This is a genomic window from Xenorhabdus griffiniae (assembly GCF_001028135.1).
GTDB lineage: Bacteria > Pseudomonadota > Gammaproteobacteria > Enterobacterales > Enterobacteriaceae > Xenorhabdus > Xenorhabdus bakwenae.
Map to the genome: position 1 here is coordinate 12155 of NZ_LDNM01000125.1, position 18255 is coordinate 30409.

The 18255-nt window shown below is 44.7% G+C and carries 30 protein-coding genes, 5 tRNA genes and 2 rRNA genes; 1 reads left to right on the forward strand and 36 read right to left on the reverse strand.

What is annotated here, in order from left to right:
• Window positions 1-2: 2 nt before the first annotated feature.
• From rpsM to AAY47_RS18300, 31 genes are all read right to left on the reverse strand, one after another.
• Window positions 3-359: a 30S ribosomal protein S13 gene (rpsM, locus tag AAY47_RS18155; protein ID WP_047771694.1), complete on the reverse strand. Its 357-nt coding sequence runs from the start codon at window positions 357-359 to the stop codon at window positions 3-5.
• 148 nt (window positions 360-507) lie between these two features.
• Window positions 508-624: a 50S ribosomal protein L36 gene (rpmJ, locus tag AAY47_RS18160; RefSeq protein ID WP_045968063.1), complete on the reverse strand. Its 117-nt coding sequence runs from the start codon at window positions 622-624 to the stop codon at window positions 508-510.
• A gap of 32 nt (window positions 625-656) precedes the next feature.
• A complete protein-coding gene (gene secY / locus AAY47_RS18165) occupies window positions 657-1988 on the reverse strand; it encodes a preprotein translocase subunit SecY (RefSeq protein WP_047771696.1) in 1332 nt (443 codons plus the stop codon).
• A 7-nt stretch (window positions 1989-1995) separates the two neighbouring features.
• Window positions 1996-2430, reverse strand: a complete 435-nt coding sequence (rplO, locus tag AAY47_RS18170) for a 50S ribosomal protein L15 (RefSeq protein ID WP_047771697.1) — start codon at window positions 2428-2430, stop codon at window positions 1996-1998.
• 3 nt (window positions 2431-2433) lie between these two features.
• Entirely contained in the window at window positions 2434-2613 is a 180-nt protein-coding gene (gene rpmD, locus AAY47_RS18175; protein WP_045968059.1) for a 50S ribosomal protein L30, read from the reverse strand.
• A 5-nt stretch (window positions 2614-2618) separates the two neighbouring features.
• Window positions 2619-3119, reverse strand: coding sequence for a 30S ribosomal protein S5 (gene rpsE / locus AAY47_RS18180; RefSeq protein WP_047771698.1), 501 nt, complete (start codon window positions 3117-3119; stop codon window positions 2619-2621).
• A gap of 14 nt (window positions 3120-3133) precedes the next feature.
• Window positions 3134-3487 carry a 50S ribosomal protein L18 gene (rplR, locus tag AAY47_RS21460; RefSeq protein WP_047771700.1) on the reverse strand — a complete coding sequence of 118 codons (354 nt, stop codon included), beginning with the start codon at window positions 3485-3487 and terminating at the stop codon, window positions 3134-3136.
• A 9-nt stretch (window positions 3488-3496) separates the two neighbouring features.
• A complete protein-coding gene (gene rplF, locus AAY47_RS21465; RefSeq protein WP_047771701.1) occupies window positions 3497-4030 on the reverse strand; it encodes a 50S ribosomal protein L6 in 534 nt (177 codons plus the stop codon).
• 14 nt (window positions 4031-4044) lie between these two features.
• Window positions 4045-4437, reverse strand: a complete 393-nt coding sequence (rpsH, locus tag AAY47_RS21470) for a 30S ribosomal protein S8 (RefSeq protein WP_038269618.1) — start codon at window positions 4435-4437, stop codon at window positions 4045-4047.
• Between the two features lie 33 nt (window positions 4438-4470).
• Window positions 4471-4776: a 30S ribosomal protein S14 gene (gene rpsN, locus AAY47_RS21475; protein ID WP_010847489.1), complete on the reverse strand. Its 306-nt coding sequence runs from the start codon at window positions 4774-4776 to the stop codon at window positions 4471-4473.
• Between the two features lie 12 nt (window positions 4777-4788).
• Window positions 4789-5328, reverse strand: coding sequence for a 50S ribosomal protein L5 (gene rplE / locus AAY47_RS18205; RefSeq protein ID WP_047771702.1), 540 nt, complete (start codon window positions 5326-5328; stop codon window positions 4789-4791).
• Window positions 5329-5341: 13 nt separating this feature from the next.
• Window positions 5342-5656 carry a 50S ribosomal protein L24 gene (rplX, locus tag AAY47_RS18210; RefSeq protein WP_045968050.1) on the reverse strand — a complete coding sequence of 105 codons (315 nt, stop codon included), beginning with the start codon at window positions 5654-5656 and terminating at the stop codon, window positions 5342-5344.
• 10 nt (window positions 5657-5666) lie between these two features.
• The gene (rplN, locus tag AAY47_RS18215) at window positions 5667-6038 is read right to left on the reverse strand and encodes a 50S ribosomal protein L14 (protein ID WP_010847486.1); all 372 of its coding nucleotides are present in this window, start codon (window positions 6036-6038) and stop codon (window positions 5667-5669) included.
• A gap of 173 nt (window positions 6039-6211) precedes the next feature.
• Window positions 6212-6466, reverse strand: a complete 255-nt coding sequence (gene rpsQ / locus AAY47_RS18220; RefSeq protein WP_038240484.1) for a 30S ribosomal protein S17 — start codon at window positions 6464-6466, stop codon at window positions 6212-6214.
• Window positions 6466-6657 carry a 50S ribosomal protein L29 gene (rpmC, locus tag AAY47_RS18225; RefSeq protein WP_010847484.1) on the reverse strand — a complete coding sequence of 64 codons (192 nt, stop codon included), beginning with the start codon at window positions 6655-6657 and terminating at the stop codon, window positions 6466-6468. Before rpmC ends, rpsQ begins: the two co-directional genes overlap by 1 nt.
• Window positions 6657-7067 carry a 50S ribosomal protein L16 gene (gene rplP, locus AAY47_RS21480; protein ID WP_012990491.1) on the reverse strand — a complete coding sequence of 137 codons (411 nt, stop codon included), beginning with the start codon at window positions 7065-7067 and terminating at the stop codon, window positions 6657-6659. Before rplP ends, rpmC begins: the two co-directional genes overlap by 1 nt.
• A 12-nt stretch (window positions 7068-7079) precedes the next feature.
• The gene (gene rpsC / locus AAY47_RS21485) at window positions 7080-7781 is read right to left on the reverse strand and encodes a 30S ribosomal protein S3 (protein ID WP_010847482.1); all 702 of its coding nucleotides are present in this window, start codon (window positions 7779-7781) and stop codon (window positions 7080-7082) included.
• 17 nt (window positions 7782-7798) lie between these two features.
• Entirely contained in the window at window positions 7799-8131 is a 333-nt protein-coding gene (gene rplV, locus AAY47_RS18240; RefSeq protein ID WP_047771704.1) for a 50S ribosomal protein L22, read from the reverse strand.
• A gap of 14 nt (window positions 8132-8145) precedes the next feature.
• Window positions 8146-8424: a 30S ribosomal protein S19 gene (rpsS, locus tag AAY47_RS18245; protein ID WP_011148791.1), complete on the reverse strand. Its 279-nt coding sequence runs from the start codon at window positions 8422-8424 to the stop codon at window positions 8146-8148.
• A 14-nt stretch (window positions 8425-8438) separates the two neighbouring features.
• On the reverse strand, window positions 8439-9263 hold the full coding sequence (gene rplB, locus AAY47_RS18250; protein ID WP_047771705.1) for a 50S ribosomal protein L2: 825 nt from the start codon (window positions 9261-9263) through the stop codon (window positions 8439-8441).
• 19 nt (window positions 9264-9282) lie between these two features.
• On the reverse strand, window positions 9283-9585 hold the full coding sequence (gene rplW / locus AAY47_RS18255) for a 50S ribosomal protein L23 (protein WP_038269605.1): 303 nt from the start codon (window positions 9583-9585) through the stop codon (window positions 9283-9285).
• Window positions 9582-10187: a 50S ribosomal protein L4 gene (rplD, locus tag AAY47_RS18260; RefSeq protein WP_047771706.1), complete on the reverse strand. Its 606-nt coding sequence runs from the start codon at window positions 10185-10187 to the stop codon at window positions 9582-9584. Before rplD ends, rplW begins: the two co-directional genes overlap by 4 nt.
• 16 nt (window positions 10188-10203) lie before the next feature.
• A complete protein-coding gene (rplC, locus tag AAY47_RS18265; protein WP_047771707.1) occupies window positions 10204-10836 on the reverse strand; it encodes a 50S ribosomal protein L3 in 633 nt (210 codons plus the stop codon).
• A gap of 32 nt (window positions 10837-10868) precedes the next feature.
• Complete coding sequence (gene rpsJ, locus AAY47_RS18270; RefSeq protein WP_001181005.1) at window positions 10869-11180, reverse strand: 30S ribosomal protein S10; 312 nt, start codon at window positions 11178-11180, stop codon at window positions 10869-10871.
• A 320-nt stretch (window positions 11181-11500) separates the two neighbouring features.
• Window positions 11501-11977: a bacterioferritin gene (gene bfr, locus AAY47_RS18275; protein WP_047771708.1), complete on the reverse strand. Its 477-nt coding sequence runs from the start codon at window positions 11975-11977 to the stop codon at window positions 11501-11503.
• A 76-nt stretch (window positions 11978-12053) separates the two neighbouring features.
• Window positions 12054-12248 (reverse strand): bacterioferritin-associated ferredoxin, encoded by a 195-nt coding sequence (bfd, locus tag AAY47_RS21030; protein ID WP_072059828.1) that lies wholly within the window; start codon window positions 12246-12248, stop codon window positions 12054-12056.
• Window positions 12249-12493: 245 nt separating this feature from the next.
• Complete coding sequence (tuf, locus tag AAY47_RS18280) at window positions 12494-13678, reverse strand: elongation factor Tu (RefSeq protein WP_047770768.1); 1185 nt, start codon at window positions 13676-13678, stop codon at window positions 12494-12496.
• A gap of 106 nt (window positions 13679-13784) precedes the next feature.
• Window positions 13785-13860 (reverse strand) — tRNA-Thr (locus AAY47_RS18285).
• A gap of 6 nt (window positions 13861-13866) precedes the next feature.
• Window positions 13867-13941, reverse strand: a tRNA-Gly gene (locus AAY47_RS18290).
• A gap of 99 nt (window positions 13942-14040) precedes the next feature.
• Window positions 14041-14125 (reverse strand) — tRNA-Tyr (locus AAY47_RS18295).
• A 15-nt stretch (window positions 14126-14140) separates the two neighbouring features.
• A tRNA-Thr gene (locus AAY47_RS18300) sits at window positions 14141-14216 on the reverse strand.
• A 419-nt stretch (window positions 14217-14635) separates the two neighbouring features.
• Between AAY47_RS18300 and coaA the strand changes: the two genes are divergently transcribed.
• A complete protein-coding gene (coaA, locus tag AAY47_RS18310) occupies window positions 14636-15586 on the forward strand; it encodes a type I pantothenate kinase (protein ID WP_047771711.1) in 951 nt (316 codons plus the stop codon).
• A gap of 33 nt (window positions 15587-15619) precedes the next feature.
• On the opposite strand, the gene birA is transcribed toward coaA, so the two are convergent.
• From birA to rrf (AAY47_RS18335), 5 genes are all read right to left on the reverse strand, one after another.
• A complete protein-coding gene (birA, locus tag AAY47_RS18315) occupies window positions 15620-16579 on the reverse strand; it encodes a bifunctional biotin--[acetyl-CoA-carboxylase] ligase/biotin operon repressor BirA (protein ID WP_047771712.1) in 960 nt (319 codons plus the stop codon).
• On the reverse strand, window positions 16576-17616 hold the full coding sequence (murB, locus tag AAY47_RS18320; RefSeq protein WP_047771713.1) for a UDP-N-acetylmuramate dehydrogenase: 1041 nt from the start codon (window positions 17614-17616) through the stop codon (window positions 16576-16578). Before murB ends, birA begins: the two co-directional genes overlap by 4 nt.
• A 161-nt stretch (window positions 17617-17777) precedes the next feature.
• Window positions 17778-17893, reverse strand: a 5S ribosomal RNA gene (rrf, locus tag AAY47_RS18325).
• Window positions 17894-17927: 34 nt separating this feature from the next.
• Window positions 17928-18003: transfer RNA gene (locus AAY47_RS18330), tRNA-Thr, on the reverse strand.
• A gap of 53 nt (window positions 18004-18056) precedes the next feature.
• Window positions 18057-18172: ribosomal RNA gene (gene rrf / locus AAY47_RS18335) — 5S ribosomal RNA — on the reverse strand.
• Window positions 18173-18255: the final 83 nt, after the last annotated feature.

Sequence of the window (18255 nt, forward strand, 5' to 3'; positions counted from 1 at the left end):
GATTATTTCTTGATCGGTTTACGCGGACCCTTACGGGTACGTGCATTGGTCTTAGTACGCTGACCGCGAACTGGCAGACCACGACGATGACGTAAACCACGATAGCAACCAAGATCCATCAGACGTTTGATACTCAGGGTTACTTCACGACGCAGATCACCTTCTACAACGTATTTGGCAACTTCGTCACGCAGCTTGTCAATTTGCTCTTCAGACAGCTCACTGATCTTAACATTTTCAGCAATGCCCACTGCTGCACAAATTGCTTGTGAGCGGGTTTTACCGATACCGTAGATCGAAGTTAATGCGATTACAGTATGTTTCTGATCAGGAATGTTAATGCCTGCTATACGGGCCACTATGCACTCCTACAATATTTATTCACTGCAACATCATTCTGAAAAGCCCGTTTTCAGGATACTCAAACAATGTTGCTGTCAGATAAAAAAGATTGGCTGGCTAATTTAGCCAGCTCAACCCAACTTTGCAAGAAAAATATGCGACTAATTAGCCTTGGCGCTGTTTGTGCTTAGGCTCTGCATTGCAAATCACACGAACGATACCGTTACGTTTAACAATTTTGCAATTGCGGCATAATTTCTTGACGGAAGCACGAACTTTCATTTTTACTCTCCGTAACTTCTCAAGCAAACCAATTAGCGGTTATATCCTTTCAGGTTTGCCCTCTTCAATGCAGACTCATATTGACTCGACATCATAAGAGTTTGCACTTGAGCCATAAAGTCCATGATGACGACGACTACAATCAGTAGAGAAGTACCACCAAAATAGAATGGAACTTTCATTGCATCACGCATGAACTCCGGGATTAAGCAGATAAAAGTAATATATAACGCACCAATTAAGGTTAGACGAGTCATTACTTTATCAATGTACTTAGCCGTTTGCTCTCCCGGACGAATTCCTGGTACGAATGCACCAGACTTCTTCAGGTTATCTGCTGTTTCTCTTGGATTGAAAACCAAAGCCGTGTAGAAGAAACAGAAGAAGATGATTGCAGAAGCGTATAATAACACATAAAGCGGTTGACCTGGTTGCAAATACATAGAAATAGTTGTCAACCAATTCCAGCCTGTTCCCCCTCCGAACCAAGAAGCTATGGTACCGGGGAACAAAATAATACTGGAAGCAAAAATTGCAGGGATAACCCCAGCCATATTCACTTTCAACGGCAAATGTGTACTTTGTGCCGCGAAAACTTTACGACCTTGCTGACGTTTTGCATAGTTAACAACGATACGGCGTTGACCACGCTCAATGAAAACAACGAAGAAAGTTACGGCAAATACTAATACTGCAACCAACAGCAACAGGAGGAAGTGCAGGTCGCCTTGCCGAGCTTGCTCGATGGTGTGACCAATTGCAGGCGGTAGACCCGCAACGATACCAGCAAAGATTATGATTGAAATACCGTTACCGATACCTCGCTCAGTAATCTGCTCACCCAACCACATCAAGAACATGGTTCCCGTGACCAGACTTACAACAGCCGTGAAATAGAATGCAACGCCAGGATTAATAACTAATCCTTGCATCCCAGGCATATTCGGCAATCCAGTAGCAATACCGATTGACTGGAATATTGCCAGCACCAATGTGCCATAACGGGTGTACTGACTGATCTTACGACGACCAGCTTCCCCTTCCTTCTTAATCTCTGCTAAACGGGGGTTAACCACAGTTAACAACTGGATAATAATAGACGCAGAAATATACGGCATTATACCCAGTGCAAAGATAGAAGCACGGCTTAAAGCACCACCAGAGAACATGTTAAACATTTCAATGATGGTGCCTCTTTGCTGCTCGAGCAATTTGGCAAGCACAGCGGCATCAATACCAGGGATTGGAATAAAAGAGCCAATACGGAAAACAATTAGAGCTCCAATGACAAACAAAAGTCTGCGTTTTAACTCGCCTAATCCGCCTTTGGCACTTTGAAAATCTAATCCTGGTTGTTTAGCCATCTGTTACTTATTCCTCAATTTTACCGCCAGCAGCTTCAATTGCAGCACGGGCGCCTTTAGTAACACGCAAGCCACGCACAGTTACTGCGCGATTGACTTCGCCAGAAAGCATTACTTTTGCGAATTCAATTTGAGGGCCAATAATGTTAGCAGCTTTCAGTGCATTCAGATCGATAACATCGCCTTCAACGTGGGCAAAATCAGACAGACGAATTTCTGCGGTGACCATTGCCTTACGTGAAGTAAAACCAAATTTTGGCAGACGACGGTATAAAGGCATCTGGCCACCTTCAAAACCACGACGCACGCCACCGCCAGAACGAGACTTCTGACCTTTGTGACCACGACCGCCGGTTTTACCCAGACCAGAACCAATACCACGACCTACACGTTTAGGTGCGTGCTTGGCACCTTCAGCCGGAGACAGAGTATTTAAGCGCATCTGTTACTCCTCAACTTTAACCATATAGGAAACCAAGTTGACCATACCGCGAATAGCTGGTGTATCTTCACGCTCAACAGTATGCCCAATGCGACGCAGACCTAAACCAGTCAGAGTTGCCTTATGCTTAGGCAAACGACCAATTGAACTGCGAACCTGAGTGATTTTAATAGTCTTAGCCATGGTCATTACCCCAGAATTTCTTCGACGGATTTGCCACGCTTAGCTGCGACCATTTCTGGAGACTTCATGCTGTCTAAAGCGTCCAGGGTTGCACGAACCACATTAATCGGGTTAGTGGAACCGTAGGTTTTAGCCAGTACGTTACGAACTCCAGCCACTTCCAAAACAGCACGCATCGCACCACCGGCGATGATACCTGTACCTTCGTGAGCAGGCTGCATGAACACGCGAGAACCGGTGTGTGAGCCTTTCACTGGATGGTACAGAGTGCCGCTGTTAAGTGCGACGTTTTTCATATTGCGACGTGCTTTTTCCATCGCTTTCTGGATTGCTGCCGGAACTTCGCGTGCTTTGCCGTAGCCAAAACCAACGCGACCGTTACCATCACCAACTACAGTCAGTGCTGTAAAGCTGAAAATGCGGCCACCTTTAACAGTTTTAGATACGCGGTTTACCGCGATCAGCTTTTCCTGCAGTTCGCCAGCTTGTTTTTCGATGTGAGCCATCTTACACCTCTACCTTAGAACTGAAGGCCAGCTTCACGGGCAGCATCTGCCAGTGCCTGGACTCTACCATGATATTGGAAACCAGAACGGTCAAAGGATACATCTTTGATGCCTTTTTCCAGAGCACGTTCAGCAACAATCTTACCAACTAATGCTGCGGCTTCTTTGTTTCCAGTAAATTTCAGTTGTTCACTGATAGCTTTTTCTGTTGTAGAAGCGGCCACCAGAGTTTCAGAACCATTTGGTGCGATAACCTGCGCATAAATATGGCGAGGGGTACGATGTACCACCAAGCGAGTCGCACCCAGTTCTTTGAGCTTGCGGCGTGCGCGGGTCGCACGACGGATACGAGCTGCTTTCTTATCCATAGTGTTACCTTACTTCTTCTTAGCCTCTTTGGTACGCACGACTTCATCGGCGTAACGAACACCTTTGCCTTTATATGGCTCAGGACGACGATAGGCACGCAAATCTGCCGCAACCTGACCAATCACTTGCTTATCAGCACCTTTCAGTACGATTTCAGTTTGTGATGGGCATTCCGCAGTTATGCCTGCTGGCAGCTGATGCTCAACCGGATGCGAGAAGCCTAAAGACAAGCTAACTGCGTTGCCTTTAACTGCTGCACGATAACCAACACCAACCAGCTGAAGTTTCTTAGTGAAACCTTCGTTAACACCAATAACCATAGCGTTCAGCAGAGAACGAGTTGTACCTGCCTGCGCCCAAGCGTCAGCAAACCCTTCGCGCGGAGCGAAAGTCAGTTGGCTATCCGCATGATTAACTTCAACTGCGTTGTGGATTTTACGACTTAGCTCGCCGTTTTTACCCTTAATCGAAATAACCTGACCGTCGAGTTTAACCTCTACGCCGGCAGGAATGACGACGGGTGCTTTTGCAACACGAGACATTCTTTCCTCCCGAATTAAGCTACGTAGCAGAGAATCTCGCCACCCAGACCAGCCTGGCGAGCTGCACGATCAGTCATTACACCTTTAGAGGTAGAAACAACAGCGATTCCCAAACCAGCCATAACTTGTGGCAGCTCATCTTTTTTCTTATAGATGCGCAGACTTGGGCGGCTTACACGCTGAATGCTTTCTACAACAGCCTTACCTTGGAAATACTTCAGAGTAACTTCCAGTTCTGGCTTAGTGTCGCCTTCGATTTTAAAATCTTCAATGTAACCTTCTTCCTTCAGCACCTTGGCAATTGCCACTTTCAGCTTGGAGGAAGGCATGGTGACCGCAACTTTATTCGCGGCCTGACCGTTACGGATACGGGTCAGCATATCCGCGATCGGATCTTGCATGCTCATCTGTCTTTACTCCCGTGATTCAATTGGTGACAATTACCAGCTAGCCTTTTTAAGGCCCGGGATTTCACCGCGCATAGCGGCTTCACGGACTTTAATACGGCTCAACCCAAACTTCCGCAAAAATGCATGCGGACGCCCAGTTTGACGGCAGCGGTTACGCTGACGGCAAGGGCTGGAATCACGTGGCAGTGTTTGCAGTTTAAGAACAGCATTCCAACGGTCTTCATCAGATGCATTTACATCAGAGATGATCGCTTTCAGTTCAACGCGTTTTGCGAAGAATTTCTCAGCTAATTTCGCACGTTTTACATCACGTGCTTTCATTGATTGCTTAGCCATGAGTACCCTGCCTTACTTGCGGAACGGGAAGTTAAACGCAGCCAACAGTGCGCGGCCTTCATCATCAGATTTCGCAGTAGTGGTGATAGTAATATCCAAACCACGTACGCGATCCACTTTATCGTAATCGATTTCAGGGAAGATGATTTGCTCACGAACACCCATGCTGTAGTTACCACGACCATCGAATGATTTAGCGGACAACCCACGGAAGTCACGGATACGTGGTACAGCAATAGAAATCAGGCGCTCAAAGAACTCCCACATGCGTTTTCCACGCAGGGTTACTTTACAGCCGATTGGATAGCCCTGACGGATTTTGAAGCCTGCAACTGATTTGCGTGCTTTGGTGATCAATGGCTTTTGACCAGAGATTGCTGATAAGTCAGCCGCTGCGTTATCCAGCAGTTTTTTATCAGCAATTGCTTCACCAACACCCATGTTCAGGGTGATCTTCTCGACCCGAGGGACTTGCATGACAGAATGGTAACCAAACTGAGTCATCAGTTTCTTGACTACCTCGTCTTTGTAGTAATCATGCAGTTTCGCCATCGTATACTCCAAATTACTTGATAGTTTCGTTGTTAGATTTGAAGAAACGCACTTTTTTGCCATCTTCGAATCTAAAACCTACACGGTCAGCCTTGCCGGTTGCTGCGTTGAAAATTGCAACGTTAGAAACATTAATAGCTGCTTCTTTTTCAACGATGCCACCTGGTTGGTTCAGAGCCGGAACTGGCTTCTGATGTTTTTTTACCAGGTTGATGCCTTCAACAATAACTTTACCAGAAGAAAGAACCTGTTTTACTTTACCGCGCTTGCCTTTGTCTTTACCAGTCAGCACGATAATTTCGTCATCACGACGGATTTTCGCTGCCATAGCATGCTCCTTAGAGTACTTCAGGTGCCAGAGAGATAATTTTCATGAACTTTTCATTACGAAGTTCACGAGTCACCGGCCCAAAAATACGCGTACCGATAACTTGCTCACTATTGTTGTTCAACAATACGCAAGCGTTGCTATCGAAGCGAATGACAGAACCGTCCGGGCGACGAACACCCTTCTTGGTGCGCACCACTACCGCTTTCAGGACATCACCTTTTTTCACTTTACCACGAGGAATTGCTTCCTTGATAGTGATCTTGATGATGTCACCGACATGTGCGTAGCGACGGTGCGAGCCACCTAGAACCTTGATACACATTACGCGACGTGCACCGGAGTTGTCGGCCACGTTCAGCATAGTCTGTTCTTGGATCATTTTAGTGCTCCGCTAAATGTCAACTACTACTGAGCCACTTTATTTTAAAGAGGCCGTTTCAATATCCCACACTACGAGGGCGCGGCATTATAACACCACATCTTCGCGATGGACAGAAAAATAAACGGCCCCGTTATTTTTTGGGCCGTTTATTTTGTAGATACAGCGATCTATTATAGAACCGCTTTCTCTACGACGCGAACTAAAGTCCAAGATTTAGTCTTAGACAGTGGACGGGTTTCGCGGATTTCCACTACATCGCCAATTCCACATTCATTGTTCTCGTCATGTACGTGCAGTTTAGTCGTACGTTTGATGAATTTACCATACAATGGGTGTTTCACCTTACGCTCAATAGCAACAACAATGGATTTTTCCATTTTGTCGCTAATAACACGACCTTGCAGAGTACGGATTTTATCGGTCATTACGCACCCGCCTTCTCAGTCAGTAAAGTCTTAACGCGTGCAATATTACGACGCACTTGTTTCAACAGGTGAGACTGTTGCAGCTGGCCACTTGCCGCCTGCATACGCAGATTGAATTGTTCACGTAACAGGTTCAGCAGCTCAGTGTTCAGCTCTTCAACGCTTTTTTCGCGCAGCTCTTGTGCTTTCATTACATCACCGTCTTAGTTACAAAGGTGGTTTTGATAGGCAGTTTCGCTGCTGCCAGCTTGAATGCTTCACGAGCCAGCTCTTCAGGCACACCGTCCATTTCATACAGGACTTTACCGGGCTGGATCAAGGCAACCCAGTATTCTACGTTACCTTTACCTTTACCCATACGCACTTCGAGTGGCTTTTCGGTGATAGGTTTGTCTGGGAATACACGGATCCAGATTTTACCTTGACGTTTAATTGCACGGGTCATAGCACGACGTGCCGCTTCGATCTGACGAGCAGTCAGACGACCACGGCCCACAGCTTTCAGACCGAAAGTGCCGAAGCTAACATCCGCACCTGCAGCCAGACCACGGTTGCGGCCTTTGTGCACTTTACGGAATTTCGTACGCTTTGGTTGTAACATCAGCGACTCTCCTTACTTGCGGCCTTTACGCTGCTGCTTTTTAGGTTGAGCAGCCGGTTTTTCCGCCTGTTCAACTGCAGCCATACCACCCAGGATCTCACCTTTGAAGATCCATACCTTAACGCCGATTACACCATAAGTGGTGTGCGCTTCAGAAGTATTGTAGTCGATGTCTGCACGCAGAGTATGCAGAGGTACACGACCTTCACGATACCACTCAGTACGTGCAATTTCAGCACCGCCCAGACGGCCGCTGACTTCCACTTTGATACCTTTAGCGCCCAAACGCATAGCGTTCTGTACAGCACGTTTCATAGCACGGCGGAACATTACACGACGTTCCAGCTGTGAACTGATGCTGTCAGCAACCAATTTTGCGTCCAGTTCAGGTTTACGTACTTCGGCAATATTGATCTGCGCAGGAACGCCAGCGATATCCGCTACAGCCTTACGCAGTTTTTCAACGTCTTCACCTTTTTTACCGATTACAATACCTGGACGAGCAGTGTGAATGGTTACACGGATGCTTTTCGCAGGACGTTCGATAACGATACGTGAAATAGATGCTTTAACCAGTTCTTTGTTCAAGTACTGGCGAACTTTAAAGTCGCTGTCCAGGTTGTCAGCGAATTCTTTGGTATTCGCATACCAGGTAGAGTTCCAAGGTTTGACAATACCCAGACGAATACCATTAGGATGTACTTTCTGACCCATTGCTAGTCTCCAGAGTCTCAGCGATCGGACACAACCACAGTGATGTGGCTGGTGCGCTTCAGGATACGATCTGCGCGGCCTTTGGCACGAGGCATAATACGCTTCATAGTTGGGCCTTCGTCTACGAAAATTTTCGTGACTTTCAGATCATCGATGTCAGCGCCATCGTTGTGTTCTGCGTTAGCAATAGCAGACTCAAGTACTTTCTTCACTAAACCAGCAGCTTTTTTGTTGGTATAGTTCAGAGTTTCCAGAGCTTGCGACACTTTCTTACCGCGGATCAGGTCAGCCACAAGGCGAACCTTCTGAGCAGAAGAACGAGCGTGGCGATGTTTAGCGATAGTTTCCATCTCTTCCTCCTACCTTAGCGCTTTTTAGCCTTTTTATCGGCCGCATGGCCGCGATAAGTACGGGTCGGCGCGAATTCACCCAGTTTATGACCAACCATTTCGTCGGACACAAAAACTGGTACATGCTGACGACCATTATGGACAGCGATGGTCAAACCGATCATGTTAGGAAAGATCGTTGAACGACGGGACCAAGTCTTAATAGGCTTTTTGTCTCCGCTTTCCACCGCTTTCTCTACCTTCTTCAGCAAGTGCAGGTCAATAAATGGACCTTTCTTGAGAGAACGTGGCATGGTTTATCCTCTAATTATTTTTTAGAACGGCGACGTACGATATATTTATCAGTACGTTTGTTGCTACGGGTCTTCTTACCTTTGGTCTGGATGCCCCATGGAGTTACAGGATGTTTACCAAAGTTACGACCTTCACCACCACCATGTGGATGGTCTACTGGGTTCATCGCCGTACCACGAACGGTAGGACGAATACCACGCCAGCGGCTTGCACCAGCTTTACCCAGAACGCGCAGCATATGTTCTGCGTTACCAACTTCACCTAAAGTAGCGCGGCAATCAGACAGTATTTTACGCATTTCACCAGAACGCAGACGCAGGGTCACATAAGAACCATCACGTGCAACGATCTGAGCATAAGCACCTGCTGAACGAGCCAACTGGCCACCTTTACCTGGTTTCATTTCTATGTTGTGAACAGTAGAACCAACCGGAATGTTGCGCATTGGCAGGGCGTTACCGGTCTTGATCGCTGAATCAGCACCAGACTGGATTTGATCACCCGCTTTCAGGCCTTTAGGCGCAAGGATGTAACGACGCTCACCGTCTTTGTACAGAACCAGTGCGATGTTTGCTGAACGGTTTGGATCATATTCCAGACGCTCAACAACAGCAGGGATACCATCTTTGTTACGTTTAAAATCAACCAGACGATAATGCTGTTTATGGCCACCACCAATGTGACGAGTGGTAATACGACCATTGTTGTTACGACCACCAGTTTTGTTGTTTTTTTCCAACAACGGAGCATAAGGTTTACCCTTATGCAGCTCAGGGTTAACCACTTTAACAACGTGGCGACGGCCCGGAGACGTAGGTTTACATTTAACAATTGCCATTGTTCTTTACTCCTCCGACTTACTCAGCGCCGCCAACGAAGTCCAGGTTCTGGCCTTCTTTCAAGGTGACGTAAGCCTTTTTCCAGTCGCTACGACGACCAATACGCTGTCCGTGGCGTTTAACTTTACCTTTAACCAGCAAAGTGTTTACACCTTCCACTTCAACTTCAAACAGTTTCTGTACGGCAGCTTTGATCTCTGCTTTAGTCGCGTCTTTCGCAACTTTGAGAACGATGGTGTTGCTTTTCTCCATCGCTGTAGAAGCTTTTTCAGATACGTGCGGCGCGCGCAGTACTTTCAGCAGACGTTCTTCACGGATCATGCCAGCATCTCCTCAACTTGCTTCACAGCTTCAGCAGTCATAACCACTTTGTCGAAGGCAATCAGGCTTATAGGATCGATACCAGCTGTATCACGAACGTCAACCTTGTACAGGTTACGAGCAGCTAAGAACAGATTTTCATCAACTTCGCTAGTGACGATCAGCACGTCTTCCAGAGCCATTTCTTTTAGTTTCTGTACCAGCAACTTAGTTTTAGGTGCTTCAACAGAGAACTTCTCGACAACGATCAGACGATCTTGACGTACCAGTTCAGACAAGATGCTTTTCAGAGCACCACGGTACATCTTTTTATTAACTTTTTGACTGTGGTCCTGTGGTTTCGCTGCGAAAGTTACACCACCAGAGCGCCAAATTGGACTCTTAATAGAACCAGAACGTGCACGGCCAGTGCCTTTCTGACGCCATGGTTTTTTACCTGAACCAGAAACTTCAGCACGAGTTTTCTGAGCACGAGTACCTTGACGAGCACCAGCTGCATACGCAACAACTACTTGATGCACAAGCGCTTCATTGAAATCACGCCCGAAGGTAGTTTCGGAAACAGTCAGCGCGCTTTGCGCGTCTTTCATTACCAATTCCATTCCTATCTCCTTGACGTTACGCCTTGACAGCCGGTTTTACGATCAGGTTACTGTTCGTTGCACCTGGAACAGCACCTTTGACCAGCAGCAGGTTACGCTCAGCGTCAACACGTACTACATCTAAGCTCTGAACGGTTACGCGCTCATTACCCAGTTGGCCTGCCATTTTCTTGCCTTTAAACACTTTGCCCGGAGTCTGGTTCTGACCGATAGAACCCGGAACACGGTGAGACAAGGAGTTACCATGAGTAGCATCTTGAGTACGGAAGTTCCAGCGTTTAACAGTACCCGCGAAACCTTTACCTTTAGATGTACCAGTAACGTCAACTTTTTTAACGTCAGCGAAAATTTCAACGCTAATGCTTTGACCTACAGTGAATTCAGCATCGTTTTCTGACAGGCGGAATTCACGCAGAATGCGGCCAGCTTCAACGCCAGCTTTAGCGAAATGACCTGCTTCAGCTTTCTTAACACGACTAGCTTTTTTGCTACCAGTCGTTACCTGAATTGCACGATAACCGTCAGTCTCTTTGTTTTTAACTTGAGTTACACGGTTATTTTCGATTTCGATAACAGTTACAGGGATTGAAACGCCATCTTCAGTGAAGATGCGAGTCATGCCCACTTTTTTACCGACTAAACCAATCATTGTTTCAACCTCTCAATCGTTCAATGACCTGATTAACCCAGGCTGATCTGCACATCTACACCGGCAGCCAGATCCAGACGCATCAGAGCATCAACGGTTTTCTCGGTTGGCTCAACGATGTCAACCAGACGTTTGTGAGTGCGAATTTCGTACTGATCACGCGCATCTTTATTTACGTGTGGAGAAATCAGAACGGTAAAGCGCTCTTTACGAGTCGGCAGCGGGATCGGACCACGAACCTGCGCACCAGTGCGCTTCGCAGTCTCTACGATTTCCGCAGTTGATTGATCGATCAAACGATGATCAAATGCTTTCAGGCGGATACGGATTCTTTGGTTCTGCATGAGACCAGAGCTCCAACTATTTTATAAACGTAAATGATTACTCCTCACACCCATTTCGGTTGATGGGGGAGCGTAATCGTTTGTGCATAACCCCCATATCGGAGGTATTTTAAATGGCGGTTATTTATCACCGCTCATTACTGATAATAAATCAGTCCTACTCTGTGTAGGTAAGCCCGCGCATTATACGTGAATTTACTCACAAAGCAATATTAAGAGTGAAATCTATGCAAAAAGTACATACTAGAAAGAGGAAAATAAGAAAGAAAATGGGAGAAAACGCCCTATATACATCAAATTATAGGGCGACAAAATTATAGCTATTCTTCTTCACTAAGCTGAGATTGAATGTAATTTTGTATTCCAATTCTAGTTATCAGTTCAAGTTGAGTTTCCAACCAATCAATATGATTTTCTTCATCAGCAAGCACCTCTATCATCAAGTCTCTACTAACATAATCATGAACTGAATCGGCATATGCGATTGCTTCTCTGAGATCCTTTGCACCACGTAATTCTAATTCCAGATCAGATTTCAGCATTTCTTCTACATCTTCGCCTATATTGAGCTTGCCTAAATCTTGTAGATTTGGCACCCCCTCCAGAAAAAGAATACGTTCAATAAATTTATCTGCGTGCTTCATCTCATCAATGGACTCGTGATACTCGACATCATTCAAACGTATCAATCCCCAGTTCTTAAACATTCGGGCATGCAAGAAATATTGATTGATGGCGACAAGTTCATTGCCGAGAAGTTTATTAAAATGTGCAATTATTTTTTTATCACCTTTCATAGCAAGGTCCTCCGCTTCCAGTAACTAAAGTGTAGTACTAATTTGGCAGAGTAATTGCAAGAAAATTGTGCTTATTTTAGGCAACATTATTTATTGGAGGTAGTAGGGCAATTTCCTCATTCATGATTTCACGTGCTTGACGTATACATTTTCCGCAGTCGTTTCCTACAGGAACAAAATTCCTCAACTCTCTGATAGAGCGAATATGTTGCTGATTAACAGCATTACGTATGGTTTTATCACTTATTGCATTGCAGAGACAAACATACATGGAAGCACTCTTTTAACTATTTACACACTCTTGATGACTATTTAGGTCGGATAAAAACCCCATACCCAAAATTTATCCACGCTTATAAAATAAAAGAAACCCCGCAATAGTAAATAGAAATAAATATCATTTCAATTATTGTTTTTATTTTGTTGAATAACAAAAAAACCACCAATTTCGGTGGCTCAAAATACAAAAAGAGGAGCCTTAGCTCCTCTTTCTCATAATCTTTTGATAACTAAAGATTAAGCAATAACTTTAGCAACAACACCGGCACCTACAGTACGGCCACCTTCACGGATGGCGAAACGCAGACCTTCGTCCATTGCTATTGGGGCAATCAGGTTAACTACCATGTTGATGTTGTCACCTGGCATGACCATCTCTACGCCTTCTGGCAGTTCGATAGTTCCGGTTACGTCAGTGGTACGGAAGTAGAACTGTGGACGGTAACCTTTGAAGAATGGGGTATGACGACCACCTTCATCTTTGCTCAGGATATACACTTCAGATTCGAACTGAGTGTGTGGGTGGATAGAGCCTGGCTTCGCCAGAACCTGACCACGTTCAACGTCATCACGCTTAGTACCACGCAGCAGAACACCCACGTTCTCACCCGCACGGCCTTCGTCCAGCAGTTTGCGGAACATTTCAACGCCGGTACACGTGGTTTTAGTGGTTTCTTTGATACCTACGATTTCAACTTCGTCACCGACTTTAACGATACCACGCTCTACACGACCGGTTACTACAGTACCACGGCCGGAGATGGAGAATACGTCTTCGATTGGCAGCAGGAATGGCTTATCAATGTCACGCTCTGGTTCTGGGATGTAAGTATCCAGTGCTTCTGCCAGTTCGATAACTTTCGCTTCCCACTCTGCGTCGCCTTCCAGCGCTTTCAGCGCCGAACCACGGATAATTGGCGTGTCGTCGCCTGGGAAATCGTACTGAGACAGCAGCTCACGCACTTCCATTTCGACCAGTTCCAGCAGCTCTTCATCATCAACCATGTCACATTTGTTCAGGAACACGATGATGTAAGGAACGCCTACCTGACGACCCAGCAGGATGTGCTCACGAGTCTGTGGCATTGGGCCATCAGTTGCAGCAACAACCAGGATCGCGCCGTCCATCTGAGCAGCACCGGTGATCATGTTTTTCACATAGTCGGCGTGGCCTGGGCAGTCAACGTGTGCGTAGTGACGAGTTGGGGTATCGTATTCTACGTGAGAAGTAGAGATGGTGATACCACGTGCTTTTTCTTCTGGCGCATTGTCGATCTGGTCGAATGCACGTGCGCTACCACCGTAAGTTTTTGCCAGAACGGTAGTGATTGCAGCAGTCAGGGTAGTTTTACCGTGGTCAACGTGGCCGATAGTACCAACGTTAACGTGCGGTTTTGAACGTTCAAACTTTTCTTTAGACATTAGGTTGTCCCTCTAAGACACGGAATCGGTGGTTTCACCACATCAACCAAGCAATTGCTTGCGAGATATTTACAGGAAGAAAATCAGGAAGTAACAACAGGAGAAGTGGTGCTGATAGGCAGATTCGAACTGCCGACCTCACCCTTACCAAGGGTGTGCTCTACCAACTGAGCTATATCAGCACATCTTGGAGCGGGCAGCGGGAATCGAACCCGCATCATCAGCTTGGAAGGCTGAGGTAATAGCCATTATACGATGCCCGCGTGAACTCGGCGACCTGACTTTAATCAGCTGTATACTATATCTTAAGTGTATTTCTAGAGTATAACTCGAGCAGAACACCCAAGATCTAAACTGGTTAATGGTGGTGGGGGAAGGATTCGAACCTTCGAAGTCTGTGACGGCAGATTTACAGTCTGCTCCCTTTGGCCGCTCGGGAACCCCACCTTTCCAAATTTTTAATGGTGCCGGCACCAAGAGTCGAACTCGGGACCTACTGATTACAAGTCAGTTGCTCTACCAACTGAGCTATGCCGGCATCAAGTGCTGCGCATTCTAGGAAGAGTTGGCCCACGATGCAACAAAAAAATTGTTTTTTTTGTTCTTTCGCTCATAAAACAATCGTTTTTAATGCTTCTGGTGTTTTTTTCAATAGTTTCAGATTAAATATCCAACAAACAACTCTTGTACAGGAAGAACCAATAAATGCATCTGCCAATTATTTTTTTAAATTATTTGTATCACACTTGTCTTTATCTTGATAAAAAAAAAGAAACTGACGGTCACAATAGACTCAGAAATAATACATTTTTGCATTTACCATCAAAAAAATGACTAAAATTATAAAAAATTCTACGCCTACGATGGCGCAACCGATATGATGAGATTTATTTTTTTGTCGGATACGGGTGTTCTCAACAACCTGTCCAACCTGCATAAACAGGCAGATGTTGGCTTATGAATAAGAAAGAATCTTTTTTGACAACTCCATATTTACAATTTGATCGTAAACATTGGGCCACATTGCGTGACTCGGTGCCTTTAACATTAACAGAAGAAGAAGTCGCTGCTTTAAAAGGGATCAATGAAGAAATCTCAATAGATGAAGTGATTGAAATCTATCTTCCATTGTCACGCCTACTCAATTTTTACATTAGCTCCAATTTGCGGCGGCAAGCTGTTCTTGAGCAATTCTTAGGGACAGATGAACAAAAAATACCTTATGTTATTGGGATAGCAGGCAGCGTTGCTGTTGGAAAAAGTACAACCGCACGCTTATTACAGGCACTACTCAGCCGTTGGCCAGAACATCGTCGTGTCAAATTAGTGACAACAGACGGTTTTTTACACTCCAACAATATATTAAATGAACGTGGATTAATGAAAAAAAAGGGATTCCCTGAATCCTATGATATGCGTAGCTTGGTCAAATTTGTCGCCGATATAAAATCAGGTGCAGAAAAAGTCATCGCGCCGGTATATTCTCACCTGAGCTATGACATCGTTCCTCATGAACAACTTATTATCGAAAAGCCAGATATTCTTATTCTCGAAGGTTTAAACGTATTACAAAGTGGCATGGATTATCCACATGAGCCACATCATGTATTTGTCTCTGATTTTGTTGATTTTTCTATTTATGTAGATGCACAGGAAGAATTACTCAAACAATGGTACGTCAATCGTTTTCTTAAGTTTCGGCAAGGCGCTTTTTCTGATCCTGATTCTTATTTCCACAATTATTCTAAACTAACGACAGAAGAAGCGATAAAAGTAGCATCGAGTATTTGGCGGGAAATTAATGGATTAAACCTGCAGCAAAACATCTTACCAACGAGAGAACGAGCTAGTTTGATTATGACGAAAGGCATCAATCACACGATCGAAAGCGTCAGATTAAGAAAATAAAGCAAAAAGCCGGAAATATTTCCGGCTTTACATTCAACAACCTCGCAAGGAAATTTCGCCGCCGATATAAGGCGTAACAACACCATTAATATCAAGTAACAAAGCCCCTTGTTGATCTATTCCACGAGCTATCCCATGAACTTCCCGATCACCAATAATTAATTTCACTGAACGATTAATAAAATTATCTAATTCAAACCACCGGGAAATGAAAGAAGTTAGCCCTTCATTTTCAAATTGCATTAACGATTTTTTAAGTTCTATTATGATTTCAGAGACCAACTTATTCCGTTCAATAATCGTTCCTGATTGCTGTAAATTAGTCCAATTTTGATTAATTGATCTTTGTTGATCGCTACTCATCGAAATATTCATGCCTATTCCGATAACAACATGGGCTGCATCTCCTGTTTTTCCCGTCAGCTCAACCAATATTCCAGCAAGTTTTTTATCATCTAAGTATAAGTCATTTGGCCATTTTACTTTTATTCTTTCTGCTCCCTGGCGATTAAGAACTTCTGCAAGAATAATACCAACGACTAAACTTAAACCTATCGCTGCTGCTGGCCCTTGTTCTAAACGCCAATACATAGATAGATATAAGTTGCGACCAAAAGCAGAAACCCACTTTCTACCACGACGCCCTCTACCGGCATATTGATATTCTGCAACACAAGCATCTCCTGAATCGAGTTCAGCTAAATTTTCCAGAACATATTGATTAGTGGAATCAATGACAGGTATTACTTCAATGTGATCATTAGGAAGATAGTTTTCAATAACTTCTTTATCCAGAAGATTCATTAGGGCAGGAAAGCGGTAACCTTTGCCTGGAAGAGTAAGAACCTCTACTCCCCATTCACGAATAGTTTGAATATGTTTATTGATTCCTGCTCGGCTCATTCCCAATTCCTGACCAAGTTGTTGGCCTGAATGAATTTCACCATCAGATAACACTTTAATTAATTTTAATGGGATACTAAGATCTTTCATGAAATACATTCCACTGCGTCTATTTCACCTATACTGCCAATGAAGCGTACCTCAGGCTCTAAGAAGATATTAAATTTTTCTGCAACCTTACTACGTACATAAGCAGCCAAGGTAATGACATCTTGTCCCGTTGCATTACCTTTATTAATTAATACTAATGACTGTTTCAGGTGTACGGCAGCACCACCAATAGCATAACCCTTCAATTGACATTGTTCGATAAGCCAACCCGCTGCAATCTTTACGCTATGCTCATCATGAGGGTATTGAGGGCAGTTGGGATATTCAGACTTAATCCTATATGCTAACTCAATCGATACAATAGGGTTTTTAAAGAAACTGCCTGCATTACCCATCAACGCAGGCTCTGGTAACTTACTCTGGCGCATTTCACACACAGCATCGAATATTTGTTCTGGTGTGACTTTTTCTCGTAAGAACTGCGCTAAGGCACCGTAAGTTAAAATAGGTTCCCATTTCTTATTCAAACGTAAACCGACTGCTGTGATAGCATAACCATCTTTGTATTGATGCTTAAAGATGCTGTCTCTATACGCAAATTGACAATCATTCGCCATTAGACGGATTGAATTACCTGTTTTCAGCTCAACAAAATCCACATACTCACAGACATTTTTAAATTCAACACCATATGCTCCAATGTTCTGGATTGGAGCAGAGCCAACATTTCCAGGGATCAAGGCTAAATTTTCCAAACCATAGATCCGTTGTTTAAATAAGTAAGTAATCAGTTCATGCCAATTTTCACCTGCACCAACATGAATGTGCCATGCAGTATCTGACTCTTGTATATTGATACCAAGAATACGATTTAAGATCACAGTACCTTTAAAATTTTCGGTGAAAAGGATGTTACTTCCTCCTCCCAATAATAAAATAGGATGATCCTTTTCCATTGCTTCTTGCCATAAAGCCAAAAGCGATTTAATAGAAGTGGCTATACCAATATGATCAGCACTGGCTAAAAGGCCAAACGTGTTAAACGCTTTTAGTTGAGTAGATTGACAGACAGACATTCATTTCAAACTCAATAGGGTAATTTAAGTCGTAGTCTACCAGACTCTATATTTGAAAGATAAGTAGTAGTTACCTGACACCTATCTGTTGATGAAAATAAAAAAGAACTAGAAATGCAAAAGGCCACTCATATTGAGTGGCCTTTTGACTGGATATTAAAGCTTGGCAGTTCCCTACTCTCGCATGGGGAGACCCCACACTACCATCGGCGCTACGGCGTTTCACTGCTGAGTTCGGCATGGGGTCAGGTGGGACCGCCGCGCTATCGCCGCCAAGCAAATTCTGTTGTATTTGCCGAACATATTATTCATGGTGCTGATACCCAGATTCGAACTGGGGACCTCACCCTTACCAAGGGTGTGCTCTACCAACTGAGCCATATCAGCAAATACTAAATAAATAAAAAGTGTTGCCAAATGGGCAACACTTATAAATTGATGTCTGGCAGTGTCCTACTCTCACATGGGGAGACCCCACACTACCATCGGCGCTACGGCGTTTCACTGCTGAGTTCGGCATGGGTTCAGGTGGTCCCACCGCGCTGTTGCCGCCAGACAAATTCTGTCTTCAATCCTGAACAAGCTGTTTTTCATTCTGAAACCCTCTCAAATCCCCAAAACACCTTCGGTGTTGTCAGG